At 69.9% G+C, this 16884-nt stretch carries 14 protein-coding genes; 1 reads left to right on the top strand and 13 read right to left on the bottom strand.

Annotation, left to right across the window (positions count from 1 at the left end):
* Positions 1 to 30: 30 nt before the first annotated feature.
* The 11 genes from dapB to EDD31_RS12050 form a co-directional block, all read right to left on the bottom strand.
* Complete coding sequence (gene dapB / locus EDD31_RS12100; protein ID WP_281270442.1) at positions 31 to 801, bottom strand: 4-hydroxy-tetrahydrodipicolinate reductase; 771 nt, start codon at positions 799 to 801, stop codon at positions 31 to 33.
* A 77-nt stretch (positions 802 to 878) separates the two neighbouring features.
* On the bottom strand, positions 879 to 2225 hold the full coding sequence (locus EDD31_RS12095; protein ID WP_123304375.1) for a M16 family metallopeptidase: 1347 nt from the start codon (positions 2223 to 2225) through the stop codon (positions 879 to 881).
* An 8-nt stretch (positions 2226 to 2233) separates the two neighbouring features.
* Positions 2234 to 4561 (bottom strand): polyribonucleotide nucleotidyltransferase, encoded by a 2328-nt coding sequence (locus EDD31_RS12090; protein ID WP_123304374.1) that lies wholly within the window; start codon positions 4559 to 4561, stop codon positions 2234 to 2236.
* A 287-nt stretch (positions 4562 to 4848) separates the two neighbouring features.
* Positions 4849 to 5118 (bottom strand): 30S ribosomal protein S15, encoded by a 270-nt coding sequence (rpsO, locus tag EDD31_RS12085; protein WP_123304373.1) that lies wholly within the window; start codon positions 5116 to 5118, stop codon positions 4849 to 4851.
* 177 nt (positions 5119 to 5295) lie between these two features.
* Positions 5296 to 6267, bottom strand: a complete 972-nt coding sequence (locus tag EDD31_RS12080) for a bifunctional riboflavin kinase/FAD synthetase (RefSeq protein WP_123304372.1) — start codon at positions 6265 to 6267, stop codon at positions 5296 to 5298.
* Between the two features lie 40 nt (positions 6268 to 6307).
* Positions 6308 to 7405: a tRNA pseudouridine(55) synthase TruB gene (gene truB / locus EDD31_RS12075; protein ID WP_170163294.1), complete on the bottom strand. Its 1098-nt coding sequence runs from the start codon at positions 7403 to 7405 to the stop codon at positions 6308 to 6310.
* A gap of 86 nt (positions 7406 to 7491) precedes the next feature.
* Positions 7492 to 7947 carry a 30S ribosome-binding factor RbfA gene (gene rbfA / locus EDD31_RS12070; protein WP_123304371.1) on the bottom strand — a complete coding sequence of 152 codons (456 nt, stop codon included), beginning with the start codon at positions 7945 to 7947 and terminating at the stop codon, positions 7492 to 7494.
* A 127-nt stretch (positions 7948 to 8074) separates the two neighbouring features.
* Positions 8075 to 10981 (bottom strand): translation initiation factor IF-2, encoded by a 2907-nt coding sequence (gene infB / locus EDD31_RS12065; protein WP_123304370.1) that lies wholly within the window; start codon positions 10979 to 10981, stop codon positions 8075 to 8077.
* Between the two features lie 56 nt (positions 10982 to 11037).
* On the bottom strand, positions 11038 to 11385 hold the full coding sequence (locus EDD31_RS12060) for a YlxR family protein (protein ID WP_123304369.1): 348 nt from the start codon (positions 11383 to 11385) through the stop codon (positions 11038 to 11040).
* Positions 11386 to 11503: 118 nt separating this feature from the next.
* Complete coding sequence (nusA, locus tag EDD31_RS12055; protein WP_123304368.1) at positions 11504 to 12514, bottom strand: transcription termination factor NusA; 1011 nt, start codon at positions 12512 to 12514, stop codon at positions 11504 to 11506.
* Between the two features lies 1 nt (position 12515).
* Entirely contained in the window at positions 12516 to 12989 is a 474-nt protein-coding gene (locus EDD31_RS12050; protein WP_123304367.1) for a ribosome maturation factor RimP, read from the bottom strand.
* A 97-nt stretch (positions 12990 to 13086) separates the two neighbouring features.
* On the opposite strand from EDD31_RS12050, the gene EDD31_RS12045 reads away from it, so the two are divergent.
* On the top strand, positions 13087 to 14100 hold the full coding sequence (locus EDD31_RS12045; RefSeq protein WP_123304366.1) for a hypothetical protein: 1014 nt from the start codon (positions 13087 to 13089) through the stop codon (positions 14098 to 14100).
* A 151-nt stretch (positions 14101 to 14251) separates the two neighbouring features.
* Here the strand turns inward: EDD31_RS12045 and EDD31_RS12040 are convergent, their stop codons facing one another.
* Both EDD31_RS12040 and EDD31_RS12035 read right to left on the bottom strand, forming a co-directional pair.
* Complete coding sequence (locus EDD31_RS12040; RefSeq protein WP_123304365.1) at positions 14252 to 16042, bottom strand: proline--tRNA ligase; 1791 nt, start codon at positions 16040 to 16042, stop codon at positions 14252 to 14254.
* 86 nt (positions 16043 to 16128) lie between these two features.
* Positions 16129 to 16803 carry a hypothetical protein gene (locus EDD31_RS12035; protein WP_123304364.1) on the bottom strand — a complete coding sequence of 225 codons (675 nt, stop codon included), beginning with the start codon at positions 16801 to 16803 and terminating at the stop codon, positions 16129 to 16131.
* Between the last annotated feature and the right edge of the window lie 81 nt (positions 16804 to 16884).

Genomic DNA, 16884 nt, shown 5'->3' with positions numbered 1-16884 from the left:
GCCCACCCAGAGCGACGGCAGGCCGGGAGCTCAGAGGTCGAGCAGATGCTCCAGGCCCACGGTCAGGCCAGGTCTCGTGCCGATCTGCCGGATGCCGAGCAGAACCCCCGGCATGAAGCTGGAGCGGTCGAAGGAGTCCGTGCGGATGCTGAGCTGCTCCCCCGGGTTTCCCAGCAGGATCTCCTCGTGGGCGACCAGACCACGAAGCCGGACCGAGTGGACCGGAATGCCGTCCACGTCGGCACCGCGGGCACCCTCGAGCGCGGTCTCGGTGGCGTCGGGCATGGGGGCGAGGCCGGCCTCGCGGCGCGCTGCGGCCATGCCCTGCGCGGTGTGCACCGCGGTGCCAGAGGGCGCATCCACCTTGCCGGGGTGGTGGAGCTCGATGACCTCGGCGGACTCGAAGTACTGCGCTGCCTGCGCCGCGAAGCGCATGGCCAGCACGGCGGAGAGAGCGAAGTTCGGCGCGATCAGCACGCCGAGCTGGGGGTCGGCGGCGCCCGCACGCCCAGCATTGGCGGCCTGCAGGTGATCGCGCACCCGGCCCAGTGAGTCCTCGTCCCAGCCGGTGGTGCCGACCACCGCGTGCACGCCGGCGTCGATCAGAGCATGCACGTTGGCTTCGGTGGCCGAGGGCACGGTGAAGTCAACCGCCACCTGCGCACCGCTTGCTGCCACGGTGGCGGCGTCGTCCCCGGCGTCGAGTCGACTTGCCAGGGTGAGGTCGGAGGCCGTCTCGACCGCGTGGCAGACGGCCTGGCCCATTCGCCCGGCGGCACCGAGCACTGCTACATGAGTCACGCGGTCGAGCTTAGTGCGTGGCGCCGCGCGAGCGCCGTCGCCACCAGCTCCGTGCCATGGCCACGCAGGCAGGGATCTCAGCCGAGCAGCTGCTCGGCCAGACCCTCCTCGAAGGGCCCGACCAGCACCAGTGACCGAGGCCGGCCGGCCAGGTCGGCCGCGAGTTCGCGCACCTGCTCGGCGGTGACCGACGAGATGTGCTCGACAGTCTCGTCCAGGGTACGGAGTTCGCCGTGGACGATCTCACTGCGGCCGAGCCGTGACATGCGCGAGCCGTTGTCTTCCAGGCCGAGGACCATCGAGCCGCGCAGCTGGCCGATCCCCCGGCTGAGTTCCTCGGCCTCCAGCCCTTCGTCTGCGAGACGCTGCCATTCGGCTGCGAGCAGGCCGACGACATCTCCGACGTTGCCCGGGGCGCAGCCGGCGTACAGACCGAAGATCCCAGCCTCGGCGTAGGTGGAGGCAAAGGAGTAGGTGGCGTAGGCCAGTCCGCGCTTCTCGCGCACCTCCTGGAACAGCCGGGAACTCATCCCGCCACCGAGAATCGAACTCAGAACCAGCATCGCGTAGCGGCGCTCATCCTCGACCGCCAGCCCGAGCGTACCGAGCAGCACGTTCGCCTGTTCCGTGGGGCGCCGGATGGTTCGAGCGGCGCCGCCCGCCGGGAGCGCCACGCCGCTCGATCCGCGCCGCGCGGCAGGTACTGCCGCCGGGTCGAGTTCCCACCCGCCCTTGCGCACGGCGTCGAGCACCTGGGTGCACAAGGCCTCATGGTCCACGCTGCCCGCCGCGGTCACCACGAGTTCCCGCGGCACATAGGTCCGCTGGTAGTGCTCCCACACCGCTTCGCGCGGAACGGCGCGAATGGTGGCCGCGGTGCCGCCGATGGGGCGGCCGAGCGGGTGATTCCCGAGTACGGCCGCGGCGAAGGCCTCGTGGGCGACGTCGGTGGGGTCGTCGTCGTTCATGGCGAGTTCTTCGAGGATCACGCCGCGCTCGAGCTCCAGCTCCGCGGCCTCGAGCCGGGCCGAGGTGACCATGTCGAGGATGACCTCGGTGGCCATGGGGAGATCGGCGTCGAGCACGCGCGCGTAGTACGCCGTGTGCTCCTTGCCGGTCGCCGCATTGGCCTCCCCGCCGACCGCGTCGAAGACCTCGGCGATTTCTCGTGCTGAGCGGGAGGGTGTGCCCTTGAAGAGCAGATGCTCCAGAAAATGGGTCGAGCCGTGGTGGCCGTCGGTCTCATCACGGGAACCGACGGCCAACCAGGCTCCGATGGCCGCCGAGCGCTGACCGGGCAGCGACTCGGTGAGCACCCGGATGCCGCCGGGCAGGACGGAGCGCCGGATGACGCTGCCGTCCTGCTCGGTGCGGATCTCGGTGGCCGGATCGCCGGCGGGCCCCAGGTGCAGGGGGAACGCCATGGACCGGATCAGTCCTCGGAGCGGGTGCGGGTACGGCGGCGGTTGCGTCCGCCGCTGCGCGGGCGCTCCGTGCCCTCGGAGGAGGCAGCCTCGTTGCCCTCTGGCTCGGACTGGCCGGACTCCGCCGGAGCGGACTCCGCCTCGCCCTCAGACTCCTCGCCCTCGACCACCGCGTGCAGCGAGAGCTTGCCGCGCGGGTCGATCTCGGCGAGCTCGACCTGGACCTGCTGGCCGACGCCGAGCACGTCCTCGACGGCGTCGATGCGCTTGCCGCCCACGAGACGACGCACCTGGGAGATGTGCAGCAGGCCGTCCTTGCCCGGCGAGAGCGAGACGAAAGCACCGAAGGACGTGGTCTTGACGACCGTTCCGACGAAGCGCTCGCCCACCTCGGGCATCTGGGGGTTGGCGATGGCGTTGACCGCGTTGCGTGCCGCCTCGGCCGAAGGGCCGTCGACGGCGCCGATGTAGACGGTGCCGTCGTCCTCGATGGTGAGGTCCGCGCCGGTGTCCTCCTGGATCTGGTTGATCATCTTGCCCTTGGGGCCGATGACCTCACCGATCTTGTCGACCGGGACCTTGACGGTCAGCACGCGCGGCGCGGTCGGCGCCATCTCGTCCGGAGCGTCGATGGCCTCGTTCATCACATCGAGGATGTAGACACGGGCATCGCGGGCCTGCGTCAGCGCCGCACCCAGCACCGAGGCGGGGATACCGTCGAGCTTGGTGTCCAGCTGAATCGCAGTGATGAACTCGCGCGTGCCGGCAACCTTGAAGTCCATGTCACCGAAGGCGTCCTCGGCACCGAGGATGTCGGTCAGCGCCGCGTAACGGGTCTCACCGTCCACCTCGTCGGACATCAGGCCCATGGCGATACCGGCCACGGCGGCGCGCAGCGGCACACCGGCGTTGAGCAGCGACAGGGTCGAGGCACAGACCGAGCCCATCGAGGTGGAGCCGTTGGAGCCGAGCGCCTCGGAGACCTGACGGATCGCGTAGGGGAACTCCTCGCGGCTCGGCAGGACCGGCATGAGGGCACGCTCGGCGAGGGCACCGTGACCGATCTCGCGGCGCTTGGGCGAACCCACGCGGCCGGTCTCACCGGTGGAGTACGGCGGGAAGTTGTAGTTGTGCATGTAGCGCTTGCGCGTCACCGGGGAGAGCGAGTCGATCTGCTGTTCCATGCGCAGCATGTTCAGCGTGGTCACACCCAGGATCTGGGTCTCACCACGCTCGAACAGGGCTGAGCCGTGCACGCGGGGAATGACCTCGACCTCGGCCGAGAGGGTGCGGATGTCCTTCAGGCCGCGACCGTCGATGCGCACACCCTCGGTGAGCACACGCTGACGGACGGCGGTCTTGGTGGCGGAGCGGAAGGCAGCGGAGAGCTCCTTCTCCCGGCCTTCGAACTGGGCACCCAGGGCGGACAGGACGTCGTCCTTGATCTCGTCGAGCTTGCGCTCGCGGGTCTGCTTGTCGGCGATCGCGATCGCCTCAGCGAGGTCGGCGCGCACGTGGTTCTCGACGGCGGAGTAGGCGTCGTCCTGGTAGTCCAGGAAGCGCGGGATCTCGGCGGTGGGCTTCGCGGCCGCAGCGGCGAGCTCGGCCTGAGCGGCGCACAGGGACTTGATGAAGGGCTTGACAGCCTCGAGGCCCTCGGCCACCACCTCTTCGGTGGGCTTGGGGGCGCCGGCGCTGATGAGCTCCCAGGCGTTGTCAGTGGCCTCAGCCTCGACCATCATGATCGCGACGTCGTCGCCCACCATGCGGCCGGCCACGACCATCGAGAACACGGCCTTCTCGAGCTCGCTGTAACGCGGGAAAGCCACCCACTGGCCCTCGATCAGGGCGATGCGGGTGCCGCCGATCGGGCCGGAGAAGGGCAGGCCGGAGATCTGGGTGGAGATCGAGGCGCCGTTGATGGCGAGCACGTCGTAGGCGTCGTCCGGGTGGGCGGCCATGACGGTCTCGACCACCTGGACCTCATTGCGCAGGCCCTTGGCGAAGGTGGGACGCAGCGGCCGGTCGATCAGGCGGCAGGCCAGGATCGCCTCGGTCGAGGGGCGGCCCTCGCGGCGGAAGAAGGAGCCGGGGATCTTGCCGGCGGCGTACTGACGCTCTTCGACGTCCACGGTGAGCGGGAAGAAGTCGAAGTGGTCCTTCGGCTGCTTACCCACCGTGGTGGCGGAGAGCACCATGGTCTCGTCGTCGAGGTAGGCGACGACGGCGCCGGCGGCCTGGCGGGCCAGGCGACCGGTCTCGAAGCGGACGGTGCGGGTGCCGAAGCGGCCATTGTCGATGACGGCTTCAGCGGACGTGATTTCGGGTCCCTCCATGGGGATCCTCCATTCTGGAGTCTCGCGCCCCGGCCGACGGCCTTCGATCGAGGCCCACGGACCGGCTCCGCGACCAGCCTGAGGGCATGGAGCGGAGCTTCCGGGGGCCACTACCGAGGACCGGGTGAGCCGGTGGGCGCAGTGTTCACGGGTATTGAGTTGTCGTGTGGCGGACCGCCACGGGTGCGGCGCGATGCCGCACACGTGCCGGGACGGCGGTCTCTTCCACCCACCCGGCACGGTCGAACGGCCCGGACTCGCGAGGAGTTCCGGGCCGTTCGCAGGTGTTACCGGCGCAGGCCGAGGCGGGCGATCAGCGCACGGTAGCGCTCGATGTCCTCGGCTGCCACGTGGGCGAGGAGGCGCTTGCGCTTACCGATCAGCAGCATCAGGCCGCGACGGGAGTGGTGGTCGTGCTTGTGGGTCTTGAAGTGCTCGGTCAGATCCGAGATACGGCGGCTGAGCAGAGCCACCTGGACCTCCGGCGAACCGGTGTCCCCTTCGTGGGTGGCGTACTCGGCGATGATCTGCTGCTTGATGTCGGCTGCGAGGGCCATACAGGTTCTCTCCTGAAGTCGCTGCACGGAGCACCGGGGCCTATTCTCCCGGGCATGACGGATCCGTGGCCGGCTTGGACGGCATCGACCACGGTATCAGCACCGGCCATGCGGCGACCCCGCCTGCCGTGGCGGCGTGCGTCACTCTGCATCGCCGGCCCAGCCGCAGGACCGTCCTCAGTTCGACTCAAGGATCTGGGCCACGCGCTCGACGTCGCGGGCCATCTGCTCCAGTAGCGCCGGGATTCCGTCGAAGGCCACCTGACCCCGCAGTCGTTCGACGAGCTCGACCACGACCTCCTCACCGTAGAGATCCAGATCCGTGCGCCCGAGGACGTAGGCCTCCACGGTGCGCTCGGGTTCGCCGCCGGTGGTGAACGTGGGGTTGGTGCCCACGGAGACGGCGGCAGGCAGACGCTTGCGGACGCCGGCGGCCGGCGGGTGTTCAGGCCGGATGAGCCACCCGGCGTACACGCCGTCGGCGGGGACCACCCCGAGATCGTCTGCGCGGAGATTGGCTGTCGGATACCCCAGGTCGCGGCCCCGTTTGGCGCCGTGGACCACTTCGCCCCGCACCCGGTGCGGGCGGCCGAGGACGTGGGCGGCCTCAGCGACATCGCCGTCGGCCAGACACTCGCGCACCCAGGTGGAGGACCAGCGCCGTCCGGTCTCCGGGCAGGTGAGATCCGCGATGACCTCGACGTCGAACCCGAACTCACGCCCCAGGGCAACCATGGTGCGCTGGTCACCGGCATTGTCCCGGCCGAAGCGAACGTCCTCCCCCACCACGACCTGCCGCGCGTGCAGCAACTCGACCATGTAGCGGCCGACGAACTCCTCCGGGGTCGCCCGGGCGAACTCCAGGGAGTACGGAATCACCAGCACCCCGTTGAGGCCCGTGGCCTCGAGGCGCTCCAGACGATCGGTCAGGGAGGCGATCAGGGTGAAGTCCAGTTCGGGCCGGTGCACGGTGGCCGGATGCGGATCGAAGGTGATCGCCACCGAGCGGAGACCGTGCGCCTCGGCATGCGCCACGGCAGCGCTCAGCACCTGCTGGTGCCCGCGGTGAACGCCGTCGAAGACGCCGAGAACCACGACTGTCGCGCCGAAGTCGGCGGGGACCTCGTCAACGGAATGCCAGACCTGCAAGCGCGGGCTCCTTGAACGTCGGTGATGTGCCGGGACGAGCTTAGGCGGGATCGAAGACGAGGACCGGACGCGCCCGCATCTCGCCGAAGCGTTCCTCGTCACGGAGCAGTGCGATGGCGCGCCCGTCTGGGGCCAGAGCCGCCACGATGGTGGCAGGATCGTCGATCGTGGGCGTGTCGAACGCCTCGGGCTGCGCGCCTGAGTCAGCCGGCTCGCCTGACCCGGGCTGCGCACCTGACTCGGCCGGCTCGCTGGATCCGGACTGAGTGCCGGGCCCACTGGGATCCAGGGACTTGCCGAAGCTCACTGTGGCCGTCTCCCTGTCGGTGAGGCGGCGGACCGGGAAGAGCGCGCTGATGGCGTCCGCCAGCCCGGTCACTGGTAGTCCGCGCGGGGGGTCCTCGTCGGCGCCCGCGCCCACCGCCTCGGCGAGTTCGGCGAGCGTGTGCGCGCTGCCGATGGCATAGGGACCGACTCGGGTCCGACGCAGCGCGGTCAGATGCCCGCCGGTCCCCAGCGCTGCCCCCAGATCGCGGGCCAGCGCTCGGATGTAGGTGCCCGAGGAACAGCCGACGATCACATCGAGGTCGAGCACCGCGGCGCCCTCGTGCTCGCTGGGTCGCGGCTCGCCGAGCACCTCAAAACGATGGATGGTGACCGGCCGGGCGCTGAGCTCGACATCCTCACCTGCGCGGACACGCGCGTAGGACCGCTGGCCCCCCACCTTGATCGCGGAGACCGCGGACGGTACCTGCTCGATCGGCCCGCTCAGCGCGGCGACGGCCTCATACAGGGCCTCGAGAGTGAGAAAAGGGTGGCTGCCAGCAACCATTTCCTCACCTTCAGCGCGCAGCAGCGCGCCGGGGGTCGCGGTGACCTCGCCCTCGGCGTCGTCGGTGAGGGTCGACTCCCCCAGCCGGATGGTGGCGGTGTACTCCTTGTCCGCTCCCACCAGGTAGGTCAGCAGCCGGGTGGCACGCCCCACCCCGAGCACGAGCACACCGGTGGCCATCGGGTCGAGCGTGCCGGCATGTCCCACCTTCTTGGTCGCCGCCAGGCGACGAGTGCGGGCGACGACGTCGTGGCTGGTCAGACCGGCGGGCTTGTCGATGATGACCAGACCGTGATCAGCCGTCACCGCTCCGCGGGGCACGTGATGCCCACGGTCGCCCCGCCGCCCGGGTCCCCCCGACCCCGCGCCGGTCTCGCCCGCCTCGCTCCGGCTCACGCCTGGTGCTCGCCGCCCTCACTGTCAGCGTGCTCGCCCGGCTTGCGGTAGGGGTCCGCGTCTCCGGCGGGCTGGGCTGCCGCTGCCCGGGCAGCCAGCTCGGCGTCGCGTTCACGAGCAGCACGGAGCGCCTCCTCGATGGAGGCCGCCGACTCCGGAAGCGCATCGGGGATGAACTCCAGGGTGGGGGTCAGCCGGACACCGGTCTGTTGTCCCACCTCGGAACGCAGCAGGCCCTTGGCGGACTCCAGTGCCGCGGCGGTGCTCTCGCGCTCCTCATCGGAGCCCAGCACGGTGTAGAAGACGGTGGCGTGCTGGAGGTCGCCGGTCACGCGCACATCGGTGACGGTGACGAATCCCAGGCGCGGGTCCTTGATTCGGGTGTCGAGCATGCCGGCCACGATCTGCTGGATGCGATCGGCCAGGCGGCGCGCGCGGGGAGCATCACTCATGGGGTTCTCCTATCAGAGGGTCAGGATCTGCTGCGCAGTCAGCGATGCCGGGTGCCCCGACCCTGACCTACGTGGCCGGAGAGTGATCTCCGTGTTCGTAGGAGGACCGGCGCACCCGGCAGTCACCTCAGTCGCGGGGCTTCTCGCGGGTCTCGTAGATCTCGACGATGTCGCCCTCGGCGATGTCGATCCCCTTGCCCAGGCCGATACCGCACTCGAAGCCCTCACGGACCTCGGTGACGTCGTCCTTCTCACGGCGCAGCGACTGGATGGAGAGCTTGTCCTCCACCACGTTGCCGTTGCGCACCAGGCGGGCATTCGCATTGCGTCGGATGATGCCCGAGCGCACGATCGAACCAGCGATGTTGCCGGCCTTCGAGGAGCGGAAGATCGCCCGGATCTCGGCGGTACCGAGCTGGACCTCTTCGTACTCCGGCTTGAGCATGCCCTTGAGGGACTGCTCGACCTCGTCGATGGCGTCGTAGATGACCGAGTAGAACTTCAGTTCCACGCCCTCGCGGTCAGCCAGCTCCGTCACGCGCTCAGCCGGGCGCACGTTGAAGCCGATGATGATCGCGTTGTCGACCGTGGCGAGGTTGACGTCGTTCTGCGTGATGGCACCCACACCGCGGTGGATGATCCGCAGCGCGACGTCGTCGCCGACCTCGATCTTGAGCAGGGCGTCCTCCAGCGCCTCCACGGCACCGGAGACATCGCCCTTGAGGATGAGGTTGAGGTGATCGACCTTCCCGTCCTCCAGAGCCTGCGTGAAGTCCTCCAGGGAGACGCGCTTGCGGCGCTTGGCCAAGGTCGCGGCGCGCTCCGCGGCGGCTCGCTTGTCGGCGATCTGGCGGGCAGTCCGGTCGTCCGGCGCTGCGAGGAAGGTGTCACCGGCTCGCGGCACGGACTGCAATCCGAGCACCTGGACCGGACGGGCCGGACCCGCCTCGGACAAGGGCTCACCGTGTTCGTCGAACATGGCCCGCACGCGGCCGTGGGCCGTGCCCGCGACGATGGCATCGCCGACGCGCAGCGTCCCGGACTGCACCAGCACCGTGGCAACCGAGCCGCGCCCCTTGTCGAGGTTGGCTTCGATCGCCACGCCCCGGGCGTCCTTGTTGGGGTTGGCGGTGAGTTCCAGAGCCGCATCCGCGGTGAGCAGGACGGCCTCGAGGAGGTCGTCGATGCCCTTGCGCTGCAGCGCGGAGACGTTCACGAACATGGTGTCGCCGCCGTACTCCTCGGCGACGAGCTGGTACTCCGTCAGCTGCTGGCGGATCTTGTCGGGGTTGGCCCCCTCCTTGTCCACCTTGTTCACCGCAACCACGATCGGCACACCCGCAGCCTGCGCGTGGTTGAGCGCCTCAATGGTCTGCGGCATGACGCCGTCATCGGCGGCGACCACGAGGATCGCGATGTCGGTGACGTCGGCACCACGCGCACGCATGGCCGTGAAGGCCTCGTGACCGGGGGTGTCGATGAAGGTCAGCGCGCGCTCGATGTCCTCGTGCTCGTGGTGGACCTGGTACGCACCGATGTGCTGGGTGATCCCACCGTGCTCACCGGAGACGACGTCGGTGGAGCGGATCGCGTCGAGCAGCTTGGTCTTACCGTGGTCGACGTGACCCATCACGGTCACCACTGGAGGACGTGCTTCCAGTTCCTCCTCGCCCTCGCCCGCCTCTTCGGCAGCCAGGTCGATGTCGAAGGACTCGAGCAGGGCACGGTCCTCGTCCTCGGGCGAGACGATCTGGATCTTGTAACCCAGCTCGGCGCCGAGCGCCTGGAAGGTGTCCTCGTCCAGCGACTGAGTGGCCGTAGCCATCTCGCCGAGGTGGAAGAGCACCGTGACCAGCGAGGCGGGGTTCGCGTCGATCTTGTCCGCGAAGTCCGCCAAGGAGGCACCGGCGCGGATCCGCACCTCGGTGTTGCCGTCACCACGAGGGATCTGGACGCCACCGATCGACGGTGCCGACTGCTGCTCGAACTCCTGGCGCTTGGCGCGCTTGGACTTCCGCCCACGAGCCGGCTTGCCGCCCGGACGCCCGAAGGCTCCCTGCGTGCCACCACGCCCACCAGCGCCACGACGCGGACCGCCGCCGCTGCGGGGCGGGCCGAAACCGCTGCCGCCTCCGGGGCCACCGGCACCGGGAGCACCGCGGCCGCCGCCAGGGCCGCCACGTCCGCGACCGCCACCGGCGCCGCCACCGCGTGCCGGGGCACCGGGGCGCCCGACTGCGGACTGACCCGGCATCATCCCCGGGTTCGGGCGGGCACCACCGGGTCGCGGGGCGGGGCGCGGAGCCCCACCGGGTGCGCCCTGGCCGCCACCGGGGCGAGGGCCACCGGAACCACCGGGGCGGGGCATGCCCTGGGAGCTGGCGAAGGGGTTGTTGCCCGGGCGCGGTGCGCCGGGGCGTCCGGAGTCCTTGCCGCCCTCGCGGGCGCCGTCACGCCCGCCATCACGCCGGCTGCCCGAACGGGGCATGCCCTGGGAGCTGGCGAAGGGGTTGTTACCCGGGCGCGGTGCGCCGGGCTTGGCGCCGGGCTTGGGTGCCGCGGAACCGGGCCGGGCTGCTGGCTTCTCCGGCGCGGCAGGCGTCTCGCCGCCCTCCTGGGTCTGCGCAGCGGCAGGAGCCTCGGGTCGCTCCGGGGCGGGTGCCTCGGCAGCGGGCTCGGGTGTCGGCTTGGGGCCGGGCTTGCGCGGTGCCGGCACAGCCGGGGCCGCGGCGGCCTCGGACGGCGCTGCGCCCGAGGCATCCTGCTCGGGCTCGGCCGGGGCTGCCGGAGCGGCGGCCGGCTTGGGGCCGGGCTTCTGGGGTGCCGGCTTCTTCGGGGCCGGCTTCGTGGTGTCCTGCTGGGCGGCGCCGTTCTCCTGCTTGGGGAACGCCTCCCGCAACCGGCGGACCACCGGGGCTTCGATCGTCGACGATGCCGACTTCACGAATTCGCCCTGTTCGCGGAGCTTCGCGAGCACCGTCTTGGAATCGGTGCCGAGCTCTTTCGCGAGCTCGTGTACGCGGACCTTTGCCACATCTCTCCTGTCTCGGCCCATCCCGAAACAGGACAGGTCGTCTTAGTGCTGGCAGCTCATCGCTGGGTACTCATCGGGTGCCCATCGGCTTCCAACCCGCTTTCGTCTCGTTTCTGTGCCCCTGCACTCAGGGACCTGGCGAACCACTCCTCGACGGCCTCCATGCTGAGCGGCCCCGTTGTTCGTAGGGCCCGCCCGAGCGCACGACGTCGCAAGGCGAGGTCCAGGCACGCCTGGCTCGGATGGAGCCAGGCTCCTCGTCCTGGTGCCCGTTTGGCCTCATCCACCACCGCGACGGCGGCGGACTCGAGGACCACCCGGACCAGAACTGACCTGGTGGACGGTTCCCGGCAGCCCACACAGGTGCGGATCGGCTGGTGACGCCCCGACTGCTCGGACGTCATGCGCCAGCCCCCTTCACCTCGGCGCTGACAGGAACATGCCCGTCGCACACTGTACCCCGGTCACGGCGGAGCGCGAGCAGGGAAACGACCTCCGCGCCTGTGAGGTGAGGCGCCTTCCTCACACCCCGCCGGTCTCTGGCGCGGCGGACATCGGCTCCGCCTGGGTCTCGGTATCGGAGTGGATATCGATCTTCCAGCCAGTCAATCGGGCGGCAAGCCGGGCGTTCTGACCCTCCTTGCCGATGGCGAGGGAGAGCTGGAAGTCCGGCACCACCACACGCGCGGTCTTGGCCGCCTCATCGACGACCTCCACGCTGGAGACTCGCGCCGGCGAGAGCGCGTTGCCCACGAAGGCGGCCGGTCGGTCGGAGTAGTCGATGATGTCGATCTTCTCGCCACCGAGTTCGGCCATGACCGCGCGCACCCGCTGGCCCATCGGTCCGATGCAGGCGCCCTTGGCGTTCAGACCCGGCACGGTGGAGCGCACCGCCATCTTTGAGCGATGCCCGGCCTCCCGGGCGAGTGCCACAATCTCGACGCTGCCGTCGGCCACCTCCGGGGCCTCGAGAGCAAAGAGCTTCTTGACCAGGTTGGGATGGGTACGCGAGAGCGTGACGGAGGGGCCCTTGGCGCCGCGGGCGACCTCCACCACGAAGGCACGGAGCCGATCGCCATGCCGGTACGTCTCGCTGGGCACCTGCTCGTGCGGAGGAAGCACCGCCTCGATCTCGCCGAGGTCGACGTAGACCATGCGCGGATCGCGGCCCTGCTGGACCACGCCGGAGACCAGTTCGCCGGTCTTGTCCCGGAAGGAGCCCATCACCTGATCGTCCTCGGCGCTGCGGAGCCGCTGCAGGATCACTGAGCGGGCCGTCGACGCCGCGACTCGGCCGAAGCCGGAGGGGGTGTCGTCGAACTCACCGATGCGCTGATCGTTCTCGTCGAGTTCAGCAGCCCAGACCGCCACGCGACCCGTTCGCCGATCGACCTCCACCCGAGCTTGCTCGACCGCGCCGGGAGTGCGCTGGTACGCCATCAGGAGCGCTTCTTCGATCGCGCCCACCAGCACATCCAGGCTCAGACCACGCTCGGACTCGATCATCCGCAGGGCTGTCATGTCGACGTCCATGTCAGCCCTCCTTCTTGAACTCGACCTCGACGTGCGCGGTGGCCACGTCGGAGTACGCGATGTGCTGGGGTGTGCCCTCGACATCAAGCACGGCTGTCTCGTCGTCGGCCTCGGTGAGCCGGCCGGTCAGCGAGGAGCCGGAGGTGGTGGTCACGCGCAGGAGGCGGCCGGTATTGCGGCGATAGTGCCGCGGTTCGCTCAGGGGGCGATCCACACCCGGGGTGGTGACCTCGAGCGTGTGCTGACCCGCGATCGGGTCAGCCTCGTCCAGCGCGGCAGAGACCGCCCGCGACACATCGCCGAGCTGGTCGGAGCTCACGCCACCGGGACCGTCGGGGAGGTCGACGACCACCCGCACCACGGTGCGCCGGCCGGCGTTGGCCACCGTGAGGTCTTCAAGATAGAGGTCGGCGTCATGCACCGCTGGGCGGACGACGGCGCGGATGCGCTCAAGGAGGTCCGAATTGCTACTCATCGCGGTGTTCAACTCCTGCAGGATCGGGCATGGTCAAAGGACGACTCTACCGAGCGGATCGAGCCCGCGGCACGCCCGGCGTGGAATGATCATTGCCATGTCCCGCCGACCGTCGTCACCGCGCGCCGCCGCTGTCGTCGCGATCGCCGGTCTAGCGCTCAGCGGGTGCTCGCTGGGTGAGCTACGCCTGGAGACCGACCCGCCCCAGGCGCCCGTGGCGGATGCCGCTGAGCAACTACGCCAGGACAGCGCCGCCATGGCAGCACGCATTGCCGCCACCGCCGATGAAGTCGCGGCCGCGCTCGAGGACGCAGGCTCGACGGACGACACCGACGGAAGCGATGACGACGGGGGCAGCGCACTCCTGGAGCGAGTCAGGCAGATCGAATCAGCCGCCGTCGAGCATGAGGCGGCGCTGGGAGGGATCTGGCAGGCCTGGCCCGCCGGCGTACCCGAGGGCTCCGAGGAGCCGTCCGCTCCGGACACTGCCGCCCTGGCCGAGACCACACCGGCCGCTCTGCATGCCCTGCTCCAGGACGGCGTCGATCAGGCTTGGCAGGAGGCACTCTCCGCGCCGCAAGGCCCTCAGGCGGCCATGCTCGGATCGATCGCGCTGAACCGTGCCCTGGATGCCGCCGAGCTCGCCGATGCCGCCGGGCTCGAGGTGGAGAGCGAGCCCCTACCGCGCTCGCCCCTACCGGTCGCGGCGCTCATGGCACGCGGGGTCGACGGGCCGACCGTCGCGGTCTTCGACCAGGCGCGTTTCCTCTACGAGACCCTGGCCGCACGCTCCAGCGACGGTGCGCGCGAGAACCGCGCGGCGCGTGCCGATCACTTCCAGCTCCTGGTGGATGCCGCACTTGCGGAGGGAGCCACCGATTCGCGGCAGACCCTCTACCCGCTTCCGCAGATCGAGGGGCGGACGTCGAACGAGTCGGCGATCATCACCGCCGAGGCCGCCCTGCTGGAGCACGCGATCTTCAGCCTGTCGCGGACCGGCCAGGACAGCGAGCTGCGCGAGGATCTCCTGGCCGCCGCGGCCGACTCCGCGTGGCGGCTGAACGCCGTGGGCGGGGAGCTTTCGATCATGCCGGGCTACCCCGCCGAGTAGGTGTCCCCAGCACCAGCACGATTGTGGTCAGCTTGCGCCGGATTGCCGCGTCCGACCGGACGCAGAACGACGCGAACTGACCACAATCGCGGTGAGGTGGGCGGGACTGCGGTGAGGTGGGCGGGGCTGCGGTGAGGTGGGCGGGGCCGGCTCAGCGGCCAGCGGAGCCGATCAGCTCCACCAAGCGCGCCACGGCGGCCTCGGGAGCGACCTCTTCGCGCTCGCCGGTACGGCGGTTGCGGATCTCCACGACCGATTCGGCGAGACCGCGCCCGACGACCAGGCCGTACGGGATGCCGATGAGCTCGGCATCGGCGAACTTCACGCCTGCCGACACCTTCGGGCGGTCGTCGTAAAGGACCTCCACGCCCTGCGCCTCGAGTGCCGCGGCCAAGCTTGCCGCGGTCTCGAAGATCTCCGTTCCCTTGCCGGTGGCCAGCACGTGCACGTGCGCCGGGGCGATGTTCAGCGGCCACACGAGACCGCGGTCGTCGTGGTTGGTCTCGGCGATCTGAGCCACCGCACGGGTGATGCCGAAACCGTAGGAACCCATGGTGACCGTCACGGCCTTGCCGTTCTGGTCCAGGACCTTCAGGCCCAGGGCTTCGGCGTAGAGCTGACCGAGCTGGAACACATGGCCCATTTCGACCCCACGCGCCAGCTCGAGAGGTCCTGAGCCGTCCGGTGCCGGATCGCCGGCTCTAACCTCAGCGGCCTCGATGGTCCCGTCGGCGCGGAAGTCCCGGCCCATGACCAGATCGAAGACGTGCTTGCCCTCGACATCGGCGCCGGTGATCCAGCGCGTACCCTCCACCACCCGCGGGTCGAGCAGGTAGCGGATGGCCGATCGGGTCTCACCGGTGCGCTCATCGACGGTCTGGGGGCCCTGAGGCCCGAGCACGCCCGGGCCGATGTAGCCGCGTACCAGCTCAGGGTTCGCGGCGAAATCCTCATCGGTGGCCGCGATCGCTTCGGCCGGTGCCACCGCTGCCTCCAGGCGCTTGAGGTCAACCTCTCGGTCGCCAGGGAGGCCGACGACGATCAGCTCGCGCTCCCCGCCGGGGTGGCTGAGGGTGAGCACCACGTTCTTCAACGTGTCCGCCGCCGTCCAGGGGCGGTCCGCCCGCGGCCGGACCCGATTAGCCACCTCCACCAGGTTTTCAATCGTCGCGGAGTCGGGAGTGTCCTCGACGACGGCGGCCGGCGCATCGGAGTAGTCCAGCGGCTCGGGCACCGGCGTGGTGACGGCCTCGACGTTGGCGGTGTAGCCGCCGGGTGAGCGGACGAAGGTGTCCTCACCGATCGGCGTGGGGCAGAGGAACTCCTCCGAGCGGGAGCCACCCATCGCGCCGCTCATCGCCGAGACGATGACGTACTCCAAGCCCAGGCGGGTGAAGATCCGCTCGTAGGCCTGGCGATGCGCCTGGTAGGAGACCTCCAGGCCGGCGTCGTCGATGTCGAAGGAGTAGGAGTCCTTCATGTCGAACTCGCGTCCGCGCAGCAGACCGGCGCGCGGCCGGGCCTCGTCGCGGTACTTGGTCTGGATTTGGAAGAGCGAGACCGGGAGGTCCTTGTACGAGGAGTAGAGGTCCTTCACCAGGAGGGTGAACATCTCCTCGTGCGTGGGAGCGAGCAGATAGTCGGCGTCCTTGCGGTCCTTGAGCCGGAAGAGCAGCGGTCCGTAGTCGTCCCACCGGCCGGAGGCCTCGTAGGGCTCGCGGGGCAGCAGGGCCGGGAAGTGGACCTCCTGTGCTCCGATCGCTTCCATCTCTTCACGAACGATGGCCTCGATCTTGGCCTTGACCCGCATGCCCAGCGGCAGCCAGGAGTAGATACCTGGAGCCGCGCGGCGGATGAAGGCGGCGCGCACCAGCAGCTTATGGCTGGCGACCTCGGCCTCGGCCGGGTCCTCGCGCAGGGTACGGGCGAACAAGCTCGTCATTCTCAGCACACGGGCCAGCCTAACGGGCCGAGTGGGCGCCTCAACGCCGCACCCGGCCCGACCTCACCCCTGCGGGGGCAAGCAGGTCAGCGGTCGACGTGCACAACTTCCTGCGCGGCAGGGTCGACATAGACGTCCACGCTGTCGCGGAACTCAACCGACCACACGGGCAGGCCATCGCGGCTCGAGACCTCGATCTCTTCGACCTCGGCGGTGCCACCGTGCTCGACGATGGCCAGACGCAAGGCATCGGCCATGGTGACCTCGCCTGCGGCTTCGAGCAGAGCCTGCTCATCGGAGTCCAGCCCGTCATCGTCAGGCTCCTGGCCGAGAATCTCGGTGCCTTCCCGGTTCACCGCGACCTCGACCTCGCGGCCGTCCAGCGACACGTAGATCTCCCAGCGACCGTCGTCCTCGTCGAGCTCGAAGGCTGGACCGCCGACCTCGCTGGCGGCCAGGTCGATGGCGGCCAGCACGCCGTCGTACTCGGCGGGGATGTCCCCCGCGGCACCAGACGTATCACCGGTCGTGTCGTCATCGGCCGCGTCGTCACCAGCGGTGTCGTCACCAGCGGCGTCGTCACCGGTCGCGTCGTCATCGCTGGTGTCGGTGTCGTCATCGGCCGGCGCCTCGTCCTGTGTGGCCGCGTCGTCCGGCTCGAACTCGGCAGCGTTGTCATCGGCGTCCTGCCCGCAGGCAGCCAGCACAAGGCCGGTGGCCAGGGCAATGCTGACGGCGGAAGCGCGTGCAGTGCGGTTCATACGATCACTCTCCTGGAGGGAACGAGGTGTGGAGCTGCTGATGTGTACACCGGTACGTCGGGCCGGGGCCGCAGAAGGTTG

Source organism: Bogoriella caseilytica (assembly GCF_003752405.1).
In the GTDB taxonomy this organism is placed as follows: domain Bacteria; phylum Actinomycetota; class Actinomycetes; order Actinomycetales; family Actinomycetaceae; genus Allobogoriella; species Allobogoriella caseilytica.
Note: the sequence above shows the minus strand (reverse complement) of the source record. Positions and strands in the feature narration are given on the sequence as shown.